This window comes from Exiguobacterium sp. s124, assembly GCF_018617485.1.
In the GTDB taxonomy this organism is placed as follows: domain Bacteria; phylum Bacillota; class Bacilli; order Exiguobacteriales; family Exiguobacteriaceae; genus Exiguobacterium; species Exiguobacterium aestuarii.
Window position 1 is genome coordinate 1 of the sequence record NZ_JACSKH010000003.1, and the last position, 15204, is coordinate 15204.

The window sequence follows — 15204 nt, forward strand, 5'->3', positions numbered from 1 at the left end:
TGAGCCAGGATCAAACTCTCCAAAGAATTTGATATAGCTCTTAAATTGACGAAGCTTGCGCTTCATTCAAAAATTGTAAAACTTTTTTTGCCTCATCGTTCAGTTTTCAAAGTTCGTCTGTCGCTCTTGGCGACTTCATTAATCTATCACGTTTCAACCATTTCCGTCAACAACTTTTTTCACAAATTGCTTTTCTGAAATAATCTTTTGCTGTGACAACGTTTATAACTATAAGCTCTATTTACCACTTCGTCAATACAAAAAACGATAAAATTTAAAAAAAGATCTACTTTCCGTTTATATGACGAAAAGTAGACCTCTATCACCTAATTTATTTGAGACGGACGTAACCGGTCTTTTCGACCAAAGTCTGCCCATCCTCGCTTCCTAGCCATTCTAGAAATTCAGCAAATTGTTCTGCTTTTTCTTTAGTCGTGACCGCGTAGAATTCAGAGGTCAATGGATATGATCCATCTTGAATCGTTTCAACGGTCGGTTCGATTCCTTCTATACGAAGTAACTTGATCTTATAATCATTGACCATTTCTGTCGCATAGTATCGGAATGAGAATCCAATTGCATTTTTATGGTTTCGATACGATGAAGTTTGTTTAATGATTCCGCCCATTCCTTCAGGGACATCTTCGACTGGCGCCTCCATCAGTTTTCGTTCACCCATCATCTTTTGCAATGCCGTTTGACTACCGCTATCTTCTGGTCGTTGAAAAGCACGAATGGTTTCAGAGTGACCACCGACCTCTTGCCAATTGCGAATGTCCCCCGCATAAATTCCACGGACTTGTTCCATCGTCAAAGACTCGATCGGATTATCTTCATGAACGAAGAAAACAAATGCTTCTCTACCAATCGGTGTCATATGTAGAGATACGTCCTTTTGCTTTGCGACTTGCAATTGACGATCGGACGGACCCGCTACAAAAATCAAGTCAGTTTGATCATTCATCAATCGACTGTACGCTTCTGGCGTTGTCGTCGAGACGACTTTACTCGCCTGATCATTATATGGGTCATATGTTCCGGAGTTCGGATATACCGCTTCTACAAATGAAGCATACATTGGATAGAGGGCTGTCGCGCCGTCCAATCGCGGCACACCATTTACGAACGAAACCGATGTTTGATGATTCAATTTTGCCAATCGCTCCGAATTTGTAAATGGCTGATAATCGATCAACTCTACACCACGCTCTTCAATTTTTAAGTAATCCTGATACATGTAGTACCCTTTGACAGAAGCGAATACCATCACGCCTGACAAAGCTCCCAAACCAAGTATCCGTTTCACTTTCCGATTTGAGAGAGGCGAAAAATCATAAAGCCCCATACATACAATCAACAAAGCCGCTATATACCAAATCGTCCAAAGAATGGGGCGTCCTTGCGTGATTGGTTCTCCCATCGTAAAGAGAGCGACAACGACGGAAATCACAAACGTGACAAATAAAATGAAAATCGTTCCGATGCTAAACTTCAAAAATTTCATGCGACGTATCGTCTCCTCATCATGCTTACATACGGGCAATTAGGCAATCTCATAAAGTACTGCTTCTACTCCAACTCCCTTTGTCGGTCTCGTAACCGTACGAACATATCCTTTTTTCACTAAAAATCCGATGATACTTCCGAGGTCGACGCGAAGTTCATTTAAGTTTGGATGATCCATCAACTCCGAGAATGTCCAAGCCCCATCTTTCTCCTGCATCGTCTGAAGTAACAAAAGTGTTCCCGGCAATACTTTTGATTGAATCAAGTGTTCCATTCCAATCACAACAAGGTGGATCCGTTGTTCGAGCGTCTCCTGTCCTCCAACCAGTTCTTCATGCAACTTATAAATCTCAAGGTCGATTGCCCGAACTTGTTCCCACATCACGATTTCAGGATGAATCCCCGCTTCAAGAATCGATAGCCGCGCCAAGTGTGTAAGCGCATGGTGAATCTGGGTAAAGGCGTCTTGGAATTCCCCTTCTAAAAATAAATACCGACCATCTTCAAAACGGCGCAATAGTTTCGCAAATGAAAGTGATAATTGCAGGCGTTGCTCTCTATTCGTCAAATTACGATTCCGTTGTCGTAATTCTAAGATGTATTCATTCCGCTCAAATAGAACAATCCCATCCTCAATCCAATGAATGGCGCGTCGGTTCTCATTTAAAACAATCCATCTGTCCATCATCGAATCACTCACGACGTGCAAGACGATTCTTTCTTGACCAACCTGATAATGCTTCACCGTCCAAAACGGTTCCTGTCTCGCTTCAATTACAATGAGCAGACGGTCTGATTGATCCGTCAACGGATCACGTGCTCGTTTCTTCTTCACTTCAATAATACCGAGTGTCGTTTTTAGTGCAGCATATTCTGAATAAATAGTGCGAGTCGCATATTCCATCGTCATCTGGACCCCTTCTCTCCCAATCGTAAGTTGACTATATATGACGATTGTCATTTTCGATACGAACAAGATTCGCCCTCTTTTCAAAAAACTCCTGCCGAAAAAGTGCAGGAACTTCTCACTCGTTTGAAGATGAGCTATGATAGAGACAGACTATTGGAGGGATTCACTCATGAAAAAACGGGGGAACAAAATCAACCGCGCACGTAATATAGCATTACTCTTAATCTTCGGCGGGATCGGCGTCATGTATCTCGGACTTCTCGCAAAATCCATCACGTGGCTGATGATCATCTTCATGCTTCTAGGATTTGTTATGGTACTCGCAAGCTCTGCCCTTTACTTCATTGTAGGTATGGCATCTACGAAAGCGATTATCGTGACCTGCCCGAACTGCGAAAAAGAAACGAAGATGCTCGGGCGCGTCGACTTATGTATGCATTGTGACGAACCACTAACGATTGACCGCTCACTCGAAGGTAAAGAGTTCGATGAAAAATACAACAAACATCAGTCACAACAAACCGACTGACACATTAAAAACCACATCCGAGAGCTCGGATGTGGTTTTTAATGTGTCTGCGATTGTTCAGATTGGCAAGATGGGCACGTTCCATACACTTCAAGACGGTGACGATCAACTTTGAATCCAGTCAATTGAGATGCAACCGATTCGATTTCATCTAATACCGGGTAGTTGAAGTCGACAACTTTTCCACACGTGTCACAAATGATGTGATAGTGCTTCGACGTCACAAAGTCAAAGCGACTTGAGGCGTCTCCGTAATTCATCTCTTGAACAAGCCCTACTTCTTTAAAGACGCGCAAGTTGTTGTATACAGTAGCCACACTCATGTTTGGAAACCGTGCGGCAAGTGCCTTATAAATGTCATCCGCTGTTGGGTGACTATGCTCCGTGACGAGGTACTCCAAAATGGCCTGGCGCTGAGGCGTCATTCTGACTCCATGTTCCCGGAGCGACTGAACAGCATGGTCAAGCATTTCGCTTCCCACGTCAATCCCTCATTTCTTCTATAAAATTCATGCGAAATAGTTTTGAACATTAACTTATTTCTTACATAGTAATCTTTATAAATAGTGTACTGATTTCTCAACTACTCGTCAAACACTGAGCTTATGCGGTTGACGGCTATGATACAATAAGTGCGAATTTGAATAAGGAGGCAATACATATGACTACTTCATCAAATCGTCAGTCATCCGATGCATTATATCAAGATGCAATCACTCACATCGTCGGAGGTGTCAACAGCCCATCTCGCTCATTCAAAGCGGTCGGCGGCGGCGCTCCTGTTTATATGGAACGTGGCGAAGGTGCCTATTTCTATGATGTAGACGGCAATCGCTACATCGATTATTTGGCGGCATACGGCCCAATCATTACCGGCCATGCCCACCCTCACATTCATGAAGCACTCATGAACGCTTCTTCTAAAGGCTTACTTTACGGGACACCCCACCGCCTTGAAGTCGAGTTTGCGAAGAAATTAAAACAAGCTATTCCTTCTATGGATAAAGTACGCTTCACCAACTCCGGAACGGAAGCTGTTATGACGACAGTCCGAGTCGCCCGTGCTTACACCGGTCGTGAACTCGTCGTGAAATTCAGTGGCTGTTACCATGGACATTCGGATCTCATGCTGATTGCAGCAGGTAGTGGTCCGGCAACACTCGGTTCTCCTGACTCGGCAGGTGTGACAAAAGCCACAGCTAAAGAAGTCATCACCGTCCCGTTCAACGACGTCGAAGCGTACCGTGAGATGATGAAAGAATGGGGAGACCAGGTCGCATGCGTCCTCGTCGAACCGATTGTCGGGAACTTCGGGATTGTAGAACCGAAGCCAGGCTTCCTTCAGGCCGTCAATGACATCACGCATGAACATGGCGCTCTCGTCATCTATGATGAAGTCATCACTGCATTCCGCTTCACATACGGAAGTGCACAGCAAGTGTATGGCATCGAACCGGATATGACGGCACTCGGAAAGATTATCGGTGGTGGTCTACCAATCGGCGCTTATGGCGGAAAAGCTGAAATCATGGAGACGGTCGCACCACTCGGACCTGCGTATCAAGCAGGCACAATGGCTGGAAACCCTGCCTCGATGGCGACAGGAATCGCTTGTCTCGAAGTACTCGAGCAACCTGGCGTTTATGAAAAATTAGATACGCTCGGTGCACGACTTGAGGCAGGAATTCGTGAAGCGGCAGAGAAACATGACGTGACGATCACAATCAACCGCTTGAAGGGTGCACTCACCGTTTACTTCACGGATGAAATCGTCACTGATTACGATGGTGCAGAAAAATCGGATGGTGAGACATTCGGACGATTCTTCAAGTTGATGCTTGAAAACGGTGTGAACCTGGCTCCATCGAAATATGAGGCTTGGTTCCTGACAACAGAGCATACCGAACAAGATATCGACGAGACAATCGAAGCGGTCAATCGCTCGTTTGCCCAACTGTGAGAATGAGATGCGCGAGCATCTCTTTTTTATTGTCTAAAAGGGGACATCTTCATCAAAAGTGTCTCTTTTTATCTTGCACCGTCCCCCATTACAGTAGAACCAAGGAGGTGCTCACATTATGAAATTTAAGGATTTTCCATTAAACGTCCGCTTAAGGCTTATTTGCGGATTTTGCATTCGGATCGTCGGCTCCGCCATCTTCCCATTCATGGCGCTCTATTTTTCAGAAGAACTTGGGAAAGTGCCCGCTGGAATCATCATGACCTCATTCGTGATCGTCGGTTACTTGACCGGTCTATTTGGTGGGTACTTTTCCGATCGGTTCAATCGGAAGGTTGTCTTACAAATTGGTCAGGTGATTCAAATCATCTGCTTCCTTGGCATGACTGTTGCCATTCACCCATCGAACAACTGGGCACTCGTCGTTGCCATCCTTTACTTCGGCCACGCTGTGTCGAACGGTTTGAACTATCCGGCACTCGAAGCCATCGTCATCGATTCGATGGAAGAGTCGAATCGAAAAGCCATCTATGTGTATGACTATTGGCTCGTCAATTTGGCGATTGCCGGAGGTGTCATGCTTGGGGGTGCCTTTTATCGAGATCATCGGTTCGGCCTCTTTATCGGTATGACAATCGTGCTCACGATTACAACTATCGTACTTCAACGCTATTTGGTCGATACGTATAAGGGTAACCGCTCAACTCCATCAAACCCGATTCACGGAGTCATCGAAAACTATAAAATTGCGTTGCGCGATCGTCGTTGGATCACGTTCGTCCTCGGAAGTATGCTCGTCTTTTCGACCGAGTTCCATATGGCGAATTACATCGGTGTCCATTTAGCCGAGTCATTTGAAAGTCGACAAATTCTCAGAATACCATTTGATGGTGTTCGCATGATGGCGTTTATGCAACTTGAAAACACATTGCTCGTCGTTGCCATCACGTTCGCCGTCACCGCATTCGTCAAGCGGTTTAAAGAGAAGGCCGTCTTTTTCGTCGGATTATCGTTATACGTGACGGCTTATGCCGCCATCACATCGATGAACTCATTTATCGTTCTCGCCGCGCTCGCGATTGTCTTTACGATTGGTGAACTTCTCTACTCTCCGATTCGACAAGTGAAACAAGTCGATTTGCTCGATCCTGAGCGGCGTGCTTCGTATCTCGCGTTCGGTGGACTGACGTTCCATGGAGCCAAACTCGTGGCAGCAGCCGGTATTGTCGTCGGTGCTTTCATCGGTCCTGTCTTGATGAGTGGGTATATCTTTATCTTCGGGGCACTTGGTGCATATTTGTATTATGTTTCTCTCTACAAGATGCAAGCAGCTCGCCAACTTGCGGCTTGAGGTTTACCATGAAGACAAAACGGTAAAACAGTACGATGAAGGAGGCGAAGCACTTGCCTGCGATTGTGTTATTCGATGGAGACTGTAACTTCTGCGACGCCAGTGTCCAGTTCATTATTCGTCATGACCGACATGCCTCGATCCACTTCGCATCACTTCAAAGCGAGGTCGGGCAGTTGTATAGAACACGACACCGGATTCCAGAATCAGTCGACAGTATCGTCTACATTGAAGAAGGTGTTCCTTACTTGAAATCAGATGCAGCGATTCGGATTGCCGAGCACCTTGATGGCCGTTGGCGCCTGCTCCGGTTCATTCGATTCGTACCTAAACTGATTCGTGATCGCGGCTATGATCTCTTCGCCAAACATCGGACGCGTCTATTCGGGAAAAAGGAAGTGTGCACGCTCCCTTCCCCGGATGTTCGTAGACGATTTTTAGACCGCTAAAAAAGTCGAGCCCACAAGGACTCGACTTTTTCGTTATTCCACTACAGCTAAATCTTGAATCATATACAGGTCGTAATACGCTCCACGACGACGCATCAGTTCTTCGTGCGTCCCCGTCTCCATGATTTGACCGTTATCGACGACAACGATTTGATCGGCGTCGGTGATGGTCGACAAGCGATGGGCAACGATTAACGTCGTCCGCCCCTTCGTCAGACGAGCAAGCGAGTCTTGAATCATCGCTTCACTCTCTAAATCAAGCGCACTCGTCGCTTCATCTAAAATCAGAATCGGAGGATTTTTTAAGAACACACGCGCAATCGCGAGTCGTTGCTTTTGTCCTCCAGATAGTTTGACACCCTTCTCCCCGACCGGCGTCGCATATCCGTCTTGCAGTTTTGAAATAAATTCATGGGCGTTTGCCGCTTTCGCCGCTGCAATGACTTCTTCGTCCGTCGCATCCGGTTTCCCCATGCGGATGTTCATCGCGACCGATTCACTGAAGAGGACCGAGTCCTGCATCACCATTCCGATTTGATCACGAAGTGCACGTAATTTGAAATCGCGCACATCGACCCCGTCGATTTTGATGCTTCCATCCGTCACGTCATAGAAACGTGGAATCAAGCTGACGAGTGTCGACTTTCCACCACCGGACATCCCGACGAACGCCACGCGTTCCCCGGAGCGGATTTGAAGGTTCACGTCGTTCAACGCTCGTGTCCCATCCTGTTCATAAGAAAAACTCACATGCTCAAGGTCGATTTTACCCGCTGTCGATAATGGAACGAATCCGTTCGGTTTCTCCTCGATATCATACGTCTCATCCAAAAACTCAAAGACACGGTCCATCGAAGCGACCGACTGCGTGAGTGTCGTCGCTGAGTTGACGAGACGACCGAGCGGTGCGTAAAGACGATCGATATAAGCGATGAACGCAACGAGCGTACCGATCGTTACAGGTCCTTGAAGGACGAGCCATGATGCCGTCGTGAAGATCAGAATCGGTGCGATATCGGTGATCGTCGATACGACGACATACGTCTTGGCGTTCCAACTCGTATGTTTAAGTGCCGCATTTAAGAATCCACCGTTCTGTTGTTCGAACGCCTTGTTTTCGTACGGTTCTAACGCAAAACTCCGAATGACCGCCATGCCGTTCACGCGCTCTGTCAAATGACCTTGAAGGTCAGCAAGCGCCGCTGACCGCTCGCGCGTCAAACGACGCAACCGTCCATAGAAATAACGGACTGCGATCGCATAAAACGGAAGTGGTAAAACGGCAATCAGCGTAAGTTGTGGGTCAATCGTATACATGATCCCGATGGCGATGAAAATGGTAATCATATCGAGCCAAATATTCATCAATCCGGTGATGACGAAGTCTTTCGTCTGTTCCACGTCGTTGATGATCCGAGAAATGATTTGCCCCGTCTTATTATTTGAATAATAGCGAAGTGACAACTTCTGGACGTGGTCGAACAATCGGTTCCGCACATCGAACAAGACACGCGTTGCGGCCCACTGTGCCAAATATTGACGCAAGTATTCAATCGGCGGCTTGAAGACCAGGAAAATGAAGAAGACGATGCTGAACAGCCAGACGAGCGTCGTGTAGTCCTGTTTCGGCGCGTCTTCTACCAAATAATTATCGATGACATATCTATACAGTAACGGTAATCCGAGCGGGATTGAAAACTTTAAAATCCCGACGAAAATCGTTAGGGCAATTTGTTTTTTATACGGCTTAACAAATTGCATATAACGTTTAATACTACCCATAGTGCCTCCTTCTTTAAGAAAAAAAAGCGGAGATGAGGAATCATCTCCGATAACGTGCTTCGTATTCGCGATACCATTCATCGACGAATGTTGGGTTGAACGGCCCTTTCCGTCCTCGAATCCAGTTGATCAGCTCTTGCACGTTCTGCTTCAAGATTCGATCAATCGCTTTCGGATAATTCATCTCGCGACGATGCCGCTCATATTCATCTTCATCTAAAATCGTATACGACATATCCGGGAACACCTTGATGTCCAAATCGTAATCGATGTATTTGATGGCACGTTCATCCCCATCAAATGTAGTCGGCGAACCTAGATTACAGTAGTAGTAAATCCCGTCTTCGCGAATCATACAGATGACATTGAACCAATACTCAGATGAAAAGTAGCAAATTGCCGGCTCTCGCGTTCTCCATTGCCGACCGTCTGACTCGCTGACCATGATGCGGTCATTGAATCCGATCATATCCGTTTTTGACGACTGAAGGACGAGCGTTTCTTCCCAAACGCGATGCAAAGTTCCGTTGTGCTTGTAGCTCTGTATCTCGATTTTGCTACCTGCTTTGGGAAATAAGCTCATAAGCTCCTCCTTTCCGCTATGATGCTATACAATTCTCATATTTAATTATAGCGACTTTCAGAACCAATGAAAAAGGAAATCTCTTATTTTCATGAATTTAGTGTTTTTTGGAAGGCTCGTGCCCGTTCCTGAAACATTGGACGAAGCACGAAATATTCGACGAGTATGTTCGGAACATAGCTATCAAACGTCACTTCGTCAATCATCACCGCTTTTCCGTCACGTGACTCGACCCGGTGCACGTGCGTAAACCGTTTAAACGGAAACGGCAGCCTCTTCCCTTGATCGCAGAATGCCTGTCTTCCTGAAATCGTAATGGCACTATTCCAAGGCAGCTCGATAGGACCGACTCCGACGAACAACTTCACTTCATTGCCTTCGACCGAGGCACCATCCCCTACTAGACGTACTTTAGGAAACTTCGTCAGTTTCGTCAAAAGCGAAGCATCCTGTAATAAATCCCATAGCGTATCGACCGTCGTATCGTATGTCGACTCTACATCAAATCGTCTCACTTTCACCACCTGCCAATCGCTCTAGTTTTTGTTGGGCCACAGAAACCGTCTTCACTTCTCGCTCCGAAGCATCTAACCAGATGACATCATCGTTCGGGAGCGTATCGACTCGATATAAATCGATATACCAGACGATATGGGAGAAGACGTGTTTCACTTGCCCGAGATAAGTTCCGTTTACCTGTTCCCCCGTTCCTCGTTCGGTAAGCGGGTATTGCCACATCCCAGCAAGTAATCCTTTGTCCGGTCGCTGTTCATAGGCGACTTTCCCGTCTTTCTCGATGCATAACGCATCATACATTTCGACACGTGCTGCCCCTTTTTTCGTTTTGACCGGCAGCTCATCTTGAACGTGATGGGCATATGCGTAACAGGTGTCTTGAACCGGGCAGAGCGAGCACATCGGATTTTTAGGTGTACAGACCGTTGCCCCTAACTCCATGACGCCTTCATTAAAATCGGACGCATGGCACGGGTCCATCAAGCGCCGAACAACCTGTTCAAACAGTTTACGCGTCTTCGGTACAGCGATGTCGTCATAGATCCCAAATTGACGTGACATCACGCGCATGACGTTTCCATCGACTGCTGGCTCCGGTTGATTGTACGCGATCGACAGCACCGCTCCCGTCGTATAAGGACCGACTCCTTTTAATTTTTCAAATCGTTCTTTTTCTTCTGGGACAATCCCATCGTACACGGAAGCGACTTCTTTGACCGCTTCATGTAAGTTTCGGATGCGTGAATAATAACCGAGCCCTTCCCAATATTTGACGACTTCGTCTGTTTCAGCAGAAGCGAGCGCCTCAAGCGTCGGGAATCGTTCCATAAAGCGATTGTAATAAGGGATGACGGTATCGACTCGCGTCTGTTGTAACATGACCTCACTCACCCAAACGCGATATGGATTTTTCGCATGACGCCAAGGCAAATCACGTTTTTCACGATTGAACCATGTAACCAATTCCTCATTGAATTGATGAATATTATAATTTGTGAACAATTTATCAAGATTAAGCATTGTGTTTCCCCTCGTTTTAAAAATATTGTATGATAAATAAGAATAGATGACGTTATATTGTGTTTATTGATGGAGGTGCTGAAGCACATTGGATACTGCGACACACATTGGTATGGGACTTGGTTTAAGTGCCATCGCGACGCTCAGCCCGGAGGTGTCAGGTGATGCACAGATGTTTCTGGCCATGACAGCCACGGCTCTCGTCGGCTCGCATGCACCAGACTTCGACACCGTCTTTAAGTTAAAAGGAAATAGTACGTATTTACGCCAGCATCGCGGTCGTTCACACGGAATCACCGCGCTTCTTGCTTGGCCGATTATCGTCAGCGCCGTCATCGGTACGGTTCTTGGCGTCAATCCCGCCTCCCTATGGGTAATGGCTCAAATCGCCGTCTTGTTACATGTCACGGTCGACTTGTTCAATGCTTACGGGACGCAAGCGCTACAGCCGTTTTCGAAGAAATGGATTGGCTGGGGTGTCATCGGAACGTTTGATCCGTACTTGTTCTCCGCTTATTACGGTGCATATGCATTATGGATGATTACCGGTGCGACTGTCCCTATTTTTGCATTGCTTATTGCGCTTGTCATTAGTTACTATGCAATTCAGTTTAAATTGCGTAACCGTGCGCTCGCCACTGTGGCACGACACTTTGCTGGTGCACACGAATTATTCATCTCACCAGGAATCGGTTGGGATGACTGGCACGTCGCTGTTCGTTTCCGCGATGGGCTGGGAGCGGTGAAAGTGAAGAAAGGGAAAGTCATCGAGTGTGGTCGCTTCCGCGATAAACCGATGCCAGGGGAAGAAGACCTTCATTTCGTCGAAGCTCGAAAAAATGCAGATTTACAGGCGTTCCTCGAGTTTTCCAAAATTCACACGTATACCGTGACACGCCATAACGGAATGATTGAATACCGTTTCACGAACTTACGGTATTTCTCGAAAAATATGTATCCGTTCGTCGCTGTCGTCATCGTAGACGAGCAGTCGAATGAAGTCTTGTCTTCATTCACTGGATGGGTATTCAGCGAAGACAGCCTTCAGAAAAAATTAGTGTATGAACAATAAAAAGTCGCTCTCACGAGCGACTTTTCTTATGCCTCGGATTCAGTGAATTGAAGCTCGAACTCGAATTTGACTTTCTTGTCGACGAGGACGCCCCCTGCTTCGAGCGCTTGGTTCCACGTCAATCCGTAATCTTCCCGGTTGAGAGAGCCTTCTCCAGAGAAAGCATGCTTCATGTTTCCCCACGGATCTTTTGCGCTTCCCTCATACTCCACTTCGAACGTTTCTTCCCGAGTCGTTCCTCGAATCGTTAAATCTCCTGTCAATTCGAACTCTCCGCCCCCTTTGGAGTGGAATGATGTCGATTGAAACACGATATGTGGATATTCTTCCGCATTGAAGAAGTCTCCTGAGCGGAGATGGTTGTCTCGATCTGAATTATTCGTATCCACGGACGCCGCCTGAATCGTCACTTTTACGCTCGCATTTGCCAAGTCGTTCGGATCACCGTTTGCTTCGATATCGAATTCTTTAAATTCACCTTTCACTTTTGAAATCATCATATGCTTGACAGTAAATGTGATGGAACTATGCGCTGGGTCAACTTGATATGTCTTTGCCATCTTGATTCACTCCTTATGCGTAATTGAATGATGTACACAATGTACTGATTACCACAAATCTTGACTTCAAAACGTTTTTACAAAAGATTGACAAATTATTGTCAAAAAATTTTGACTTTTATCACAACATACCGTTACGATGAAAAAAGGGAGTCGTTCGCTTACCGAAAAATGTAAGCGCATACATAACTCCTCTATCTCGTATGAAAAGGGAGGAACGAACATGATTTATGAAGTACCGAACTCAGCAGGAACGAAAGTACAGTTTAAGGACCGTTACGAGAATTTCATTAACGGAAAGTGGACCGCACCGGCTGGTGGGGAATACTTTGAAAACACATCTCCTGTAAATGGGAAAGTATTATGTGAAGTCGCCCGCTCAACGAAAGAGGATATTGAACTCGCATTGGATGCTGCACATGCAGCAAAAGACGATTGGGGCAAAACGTCCGTCGCGGAACGTTCTGTCATCTTGAATAAAATTGCAGATCGCATGGAAGAAAATTTAGAGATGCTTGCGTACGCAGAAACGTGGGAAAACGGTAAGGCAGTTCGAGAAACACTGAATGCTGACCTTCCGCTCGCAATTGATCACTTCCGGTACTTCGCCGGTGTGATCCGTTCACAAGAAGGCGGTATCAGTGAACTCGACAACGATACGGTCGCCTATCATTTCCATGAACCACTCGGCGTTGTCGCTCAAATCATCCCGTGGAACTTCCCGATCTTGATGGCGGTATGGAAACTCGCTCCGGCACTCGCAGCAGGTAACTGTGTCGTTTTAAAACCAGCTGAACAAACACCTTCTTCAATCATGGTCCTCATGGAACTCATTGAAGACTTATTGCCACCAGGTGTCGTCAACATCGTAAACGGTTTCGGTCTTGAAGCGGGTAAACCTCTTGCATCGAGCGACCGTGTCGATAAAGTCGCTTTCACGGGAGAGACGACGACGGGCCGATTAATCATGCAGTACGCGTCACAAAACATCATCCCGGTCACGCTCGAGCTCGGTGGAAAATCACCGAACATCTTCTTCGCGGACATTATGGAAGCCGATGATGACTTCTTCGACAAAGCAATCGAAGGCCTCGTGATGTTTGCCTTGAACCAAGGGGAAGTATGTACGTGCCCGTCTCGTGCATTGATTCAAGAATCCATCTACGACAAATTTATGGAGCGTGTGCTCGAGCGCGTCAAAGCGATCAAGCTTGGAAACCCGCTCGATGCTGACGTCATGATGGGGGCACAAGCTTCGAACGAACAAATGGAAAAAATCCTCTCTTATCTTGAAATCGGGAAAGAAGAAGGCGCAGAATGCTTAATCGGTGGCGAACGCAACATGTTAGACGGAGACCTAGCGGATGGTTATTACATTCAACCAACTATCTTTAAAGGTCACAACAAGATGCGCATCTTCCAAGAAGAGATTTTTGGACCGGTCTTATCGGTGACAACGTTCAAAGACGATGCGGAAGCACTTGCCATCGCGAACGACACACTTTACGGACTTGGTGCAGGCGTGTGGACGCGAGACATGAACCGCGCGTATCGTTTCGGACGTGAAATCCAAGCGGGTCGCGTCTGGATTAACTGTTACCACTCTTATCCGGCACACGCTGCATTCGGTGGTTACAAAATGTCCGGGATTGGTCGGGAGAACCATAAAATGATGCTCGGTCATTATCAACGGACGAAAAATATGCTCGTCAGCTACAGCGAACAGAAGCTCGGGTTCTTCTAAGATGGTGAAACGAGTCGAGGCCACCCCCGCCGCGCTCGAACTGATCGAACGTCTAAAATCGAAGCACGGTCCGCTTCTATTTCATCAATCTGGAGGTTGCTGTGACGGGAGTTCACCGATGTGCTTTCCTCGAGACGAGTTCATGGTGGGCGATCACGATTTACTCCTTGGTGAAATCGGAGACACGCCGTTCTATATCCACGAGAAACAATATGATTATTGGAAACATACACAGCTGATTATCGATGTGGTCGATGGTCGGGGTGGTATGTTTTCCCTCGAAGGTGTTGAAGGGAAACGATTTTTAGGACGTTCTCGAGTCTTTACAGAAGAAGAGCGTGAAGCGCTAAAGCATGAAATATGATTACGAGGATCCATTTCGGTGGGTCCTTTCTCATTTCAAAAAAAACGATTATCCTCAATTGTAAAAAATATACATATTTGATTGTTTTCTTATGTATAGTGAATACAAAAGGAGGAATTCGATGACTACACTACTCACTGAATTTTTAGAGAGCGTTCTCGTGACCTTGATCAGTGTATTTGCGCCAATTTTCGTCCTACTTGCAGCCATACTCGTCTATAAAATCAAACGCTATAAAAGAAGTCAATATTATGAACAGACACGTCATCCATATATCAAAGTCGTTCAAGATACAGGGCTTTATGGCGAATACTTGTGTGTGGCAGATATCGAGTCAACATTCTTTCAACCGCTCATTTTGACGAATTTATATTTGCCTCATCCGTCTAAGAAAGATCGAACAACAGAAATTGATGTCGTCTTCATCAATCAAGCCGGAATCCACGTCATCGAATCCAAAAATTATAGTGGCTGGATTTTCGGACGTGCGCGCGACCAATATTGGACGCAAACACTTCCCCGTCGGAGAAAACATCGCTTCTTCAACCCAATCAAACAAAATGAATTGCACCTCAAAGCCATCGAGCAAGTTCTTGGACTGGACCGAACACATCTCCATTCATGGATTGTGTTTAGCAATCGCTCGACGCTCAAACAAATTGAGTCCCCAGACGTTCCCGTTTTGAATCGGCAACAATGGGCTAAACAGCTGACCACTTATCAAGATTTCGTCTTCGATCAAGATACACAAGTGAAGCTATATGAAACGCTATTATCCTTCACACAGGTCGATCCGGCTGTCACGATGAAACATATCGAAGACATCGAATCGGCTTACAAGCAATAAAAATATCCCGC

The 15204-nt window shown here is 46.2% G+C and carries 16 protein-coding genes; 8 read left to right on the forward strand and 8 right to left on the reverse strand.

From position 1 onward, the window contains the following. Nucleotides 1-331: 331 nt before the first annotated feature. The gene (locus KNO85_RS12255) at nt 332-1504 is read right to left on the reverse strand and encodes a substrate-binding domain-containing protein (protein WP_214790472.1); all 1173 of its coding nucleotides are present in this window, start codon (nt 1502-1504) and stop codon (nt 332-334) included. Between the two features lie 39 nt (nt 1505-1543). Beyond that, nucleotides 1544-2482 carry a nucleotidyltransferase-like protein gene (locus KNO85_RS12260; protein WP_251130698.1) on the reverse strand — a complete coding sequence of 313 codons (939 nt, stop codon included), beginning with the start codon at nt 2480-2482 and terminating at the stop codon, nt 1544-1546. A gap of 103 nt (nt 2483-2585) precedes the next feature. Here KNO85_RS12260 and KNO85_RS12265 point away from each other — a divergent pair, with 103 nt between their 5' ends. Continuing rightward, nucleotides 2586-2945 (forward strand): YgzB family protein, encoded by a 360-nt coding sequence (locus KNO85_RS12265; protein WP_251130699.1) that lies wholly within the window; start codon nt 2586-2588, stop codon nt 2943-2945. 38 nt (nt 2946-2983) lie between these two features. Here KNO85_RS12265 and perR read toward each other — a convergent pair whose 3' ends face one another. Beyond that, complete coding sequence (gene perR, locus KNO85_RS12270; RefSeq protein ID WP_031421138.1) at nt 2984-3415, reverse strand: peroxide-responsive transcriptional repressor PerR; 432 nt, start codon at nt 3413-3415, stop codon at nt 2984-2986. A 191-nt stretch (nt 3416-3606) separates the two neighbouring features. Between perR and KNO85_RS12275 the strand changes: the two genes are divergently transcribed. The 3 genes from KNO85_RS12275 (at nt 3607) to KNO85_RS12285 (ending at nt 6705) form a co-directional block, all read left to right on the forward strand. Further along, complete coding sequence (locus KNO85_RS12275; protein ID WP_214790476.1) at nt 3607-4905, forward strand: glutamate-1-semialdehyde 2,1-aminomutase; 1299 nt, start codon at nt 3607-3609, stop codon at nt 4903-4905. A gap of 118 nt (nt 4906-5023) precedes the next feature. Further along, nucleotides 5024-6256: an MFS transporter gene (locus KNO85_RS12280; RefSeq protein ID WP_214790478.1), complete on the forward strand. Its 1233-nt coding sequence runs from the start codon at nt 5024-5026 to the stop codon at nt 6254-6256. 53 nt (nt 6257-6309) lie between these two features. Continuing rightward, the gene (locus KNO85_RS12285) at nt 6310-6705 is read left to right on the forward strand and encodes a thiol-disulfide oxidoreductase DCC family protein (RefSeq protein ID WP_214790480.1); all 396 of its coding nucleotides are present in this window, start codon (nt 6310-6312) and stop codon (nt 6703-6705) included. Nucleotides 6706-6738: 33 nt separating this feature from the next. Here the strand turns inward: KNO85_RS12285 and KNO85_RS12290 are convergent, their stop codons facing one another. From KNO85_RS12290 to mutY, 4 genes are all read right to left on the reverse strand, one after another. Continuing rightward, nucleotides 6739-8487, reverse strand: a complete 1749-nt coding sequence (locus KNO85_RS12290; protein ID WP_214790482.1) for an ABC transporter ATP-binding protein — start codon at nt 8485-8487, stop codon at nt 6739-6741. Between the two features lie 40 nt (nt 8488-8527). After that, complete coding sequence (gene ntdP, locus KNO85_RS12295) at nt 8528-9070, reverse strand: nucleoside tri-diphosphate phosphatase (protein ID WP_015880896.1); 543 nt, start codon at nt 9068-9070, stop codon at nt 8528-8530. 89 nt (nt 9071-9159) lie between these two features. Next, nucleotides 9160-9585: a hypothetical protein gene (locus KNO85_RS12300; protein ID WP_214790484.1), complete on the reverse strand. Its 426-nt coding sequence runs from the start codon at nt 9583-9585 to the stop codon at nt 9160-9162. Further along, the gene (gene mutY / locus KNO85_RS12305) at nt 9572-10606 is read right to left on the reverse strand and encodes an A/G-specific adenine glycosylase (RefSeq protein ID WP_214790485.1); all 1035 of its coding nucleotides are present in this window, start codon (nt 10604-10606) and stop codon (nt 9572-9574) included. The genes KNO85_RS12300 and mutY overlap by 14 nt, the downstream gene beginning before the upstream one ends. A gap of 88 nt (nt 10607-10694) precedes the next feature. Between mutY and KNO85_RS12310 the strand changes: the two genes are divergently transcribed. Then, nucleotides 10695-11678 (forward strand): metal-dependent hydrolase, encoded by a 984-nt coding sequence (locus KNO85_RS12310; protein WP_026826711.1) that lies wholly within the window; start codon nt 10695-10697, stop codon nt 11676-11678. 26 nt (nt 11679-11704) lie between these two features. Here the strand turns inward: KNO85_RS12310 and KNO85_RS12315 are convergent, their stop codons facing one another. Then, on the reverse strand, nt 11705-12238 hold the full coding sequence (locus KNO85_RS12315) for a YceI family protein (protein ID WP_214790487.1): 534 nt from the start codon (nt 12236-12238) through the stop codon (nt 11705-11707). A gap of 223 nt (nt 12239-12461) precedes the next feature. Here KNO85_RS12315 and adh point away from each other — a divergent pair, with 223 nt between their 5' ends. The 3 genes from adh to KNO85_RS12330 all read left to right on the forward strand — a co-directional run bounded on the left by adh (nt 12462) and on the right by KNO85_RS12330 (nt 15193). Next, nucleotides 12462-13982: an aldehyde dehydrogenase gene (adh, locus tag KNO85_RS12320; protein WP_214790489.1), complete on the forward strand. Its 1521-nt coding sequence runs from the start codon at nt 12462-12464 to the stop codon at nt 13980-13982. 1 nt (nt 13983) lies between these two features. Continuing rightward, nucleotides 13984-14346 (forward strand): DUF779 domain-containing protein, encoded by a 363-nt coding sequence (locus tag KNO85_RS12325; protein WP_214790491.1) that lies wholly within the window; start codon nt 13984-13986, stop codon nt 14344-14346. A 121-nt stretch (nt 14347-14467) separates the two neighbouring features. Next, nucleotides 14468-15193, forward strand: coding sequence for a nuclease-related domain-containing protein (locus KNO85_RS12330; protein WP_214790493.1), 726 nt, complete (start codon nt 14468-14470; stop codon nt 15191-15193). Nucleotides 15194-15204: the final 11 nt, after the last annotated feature.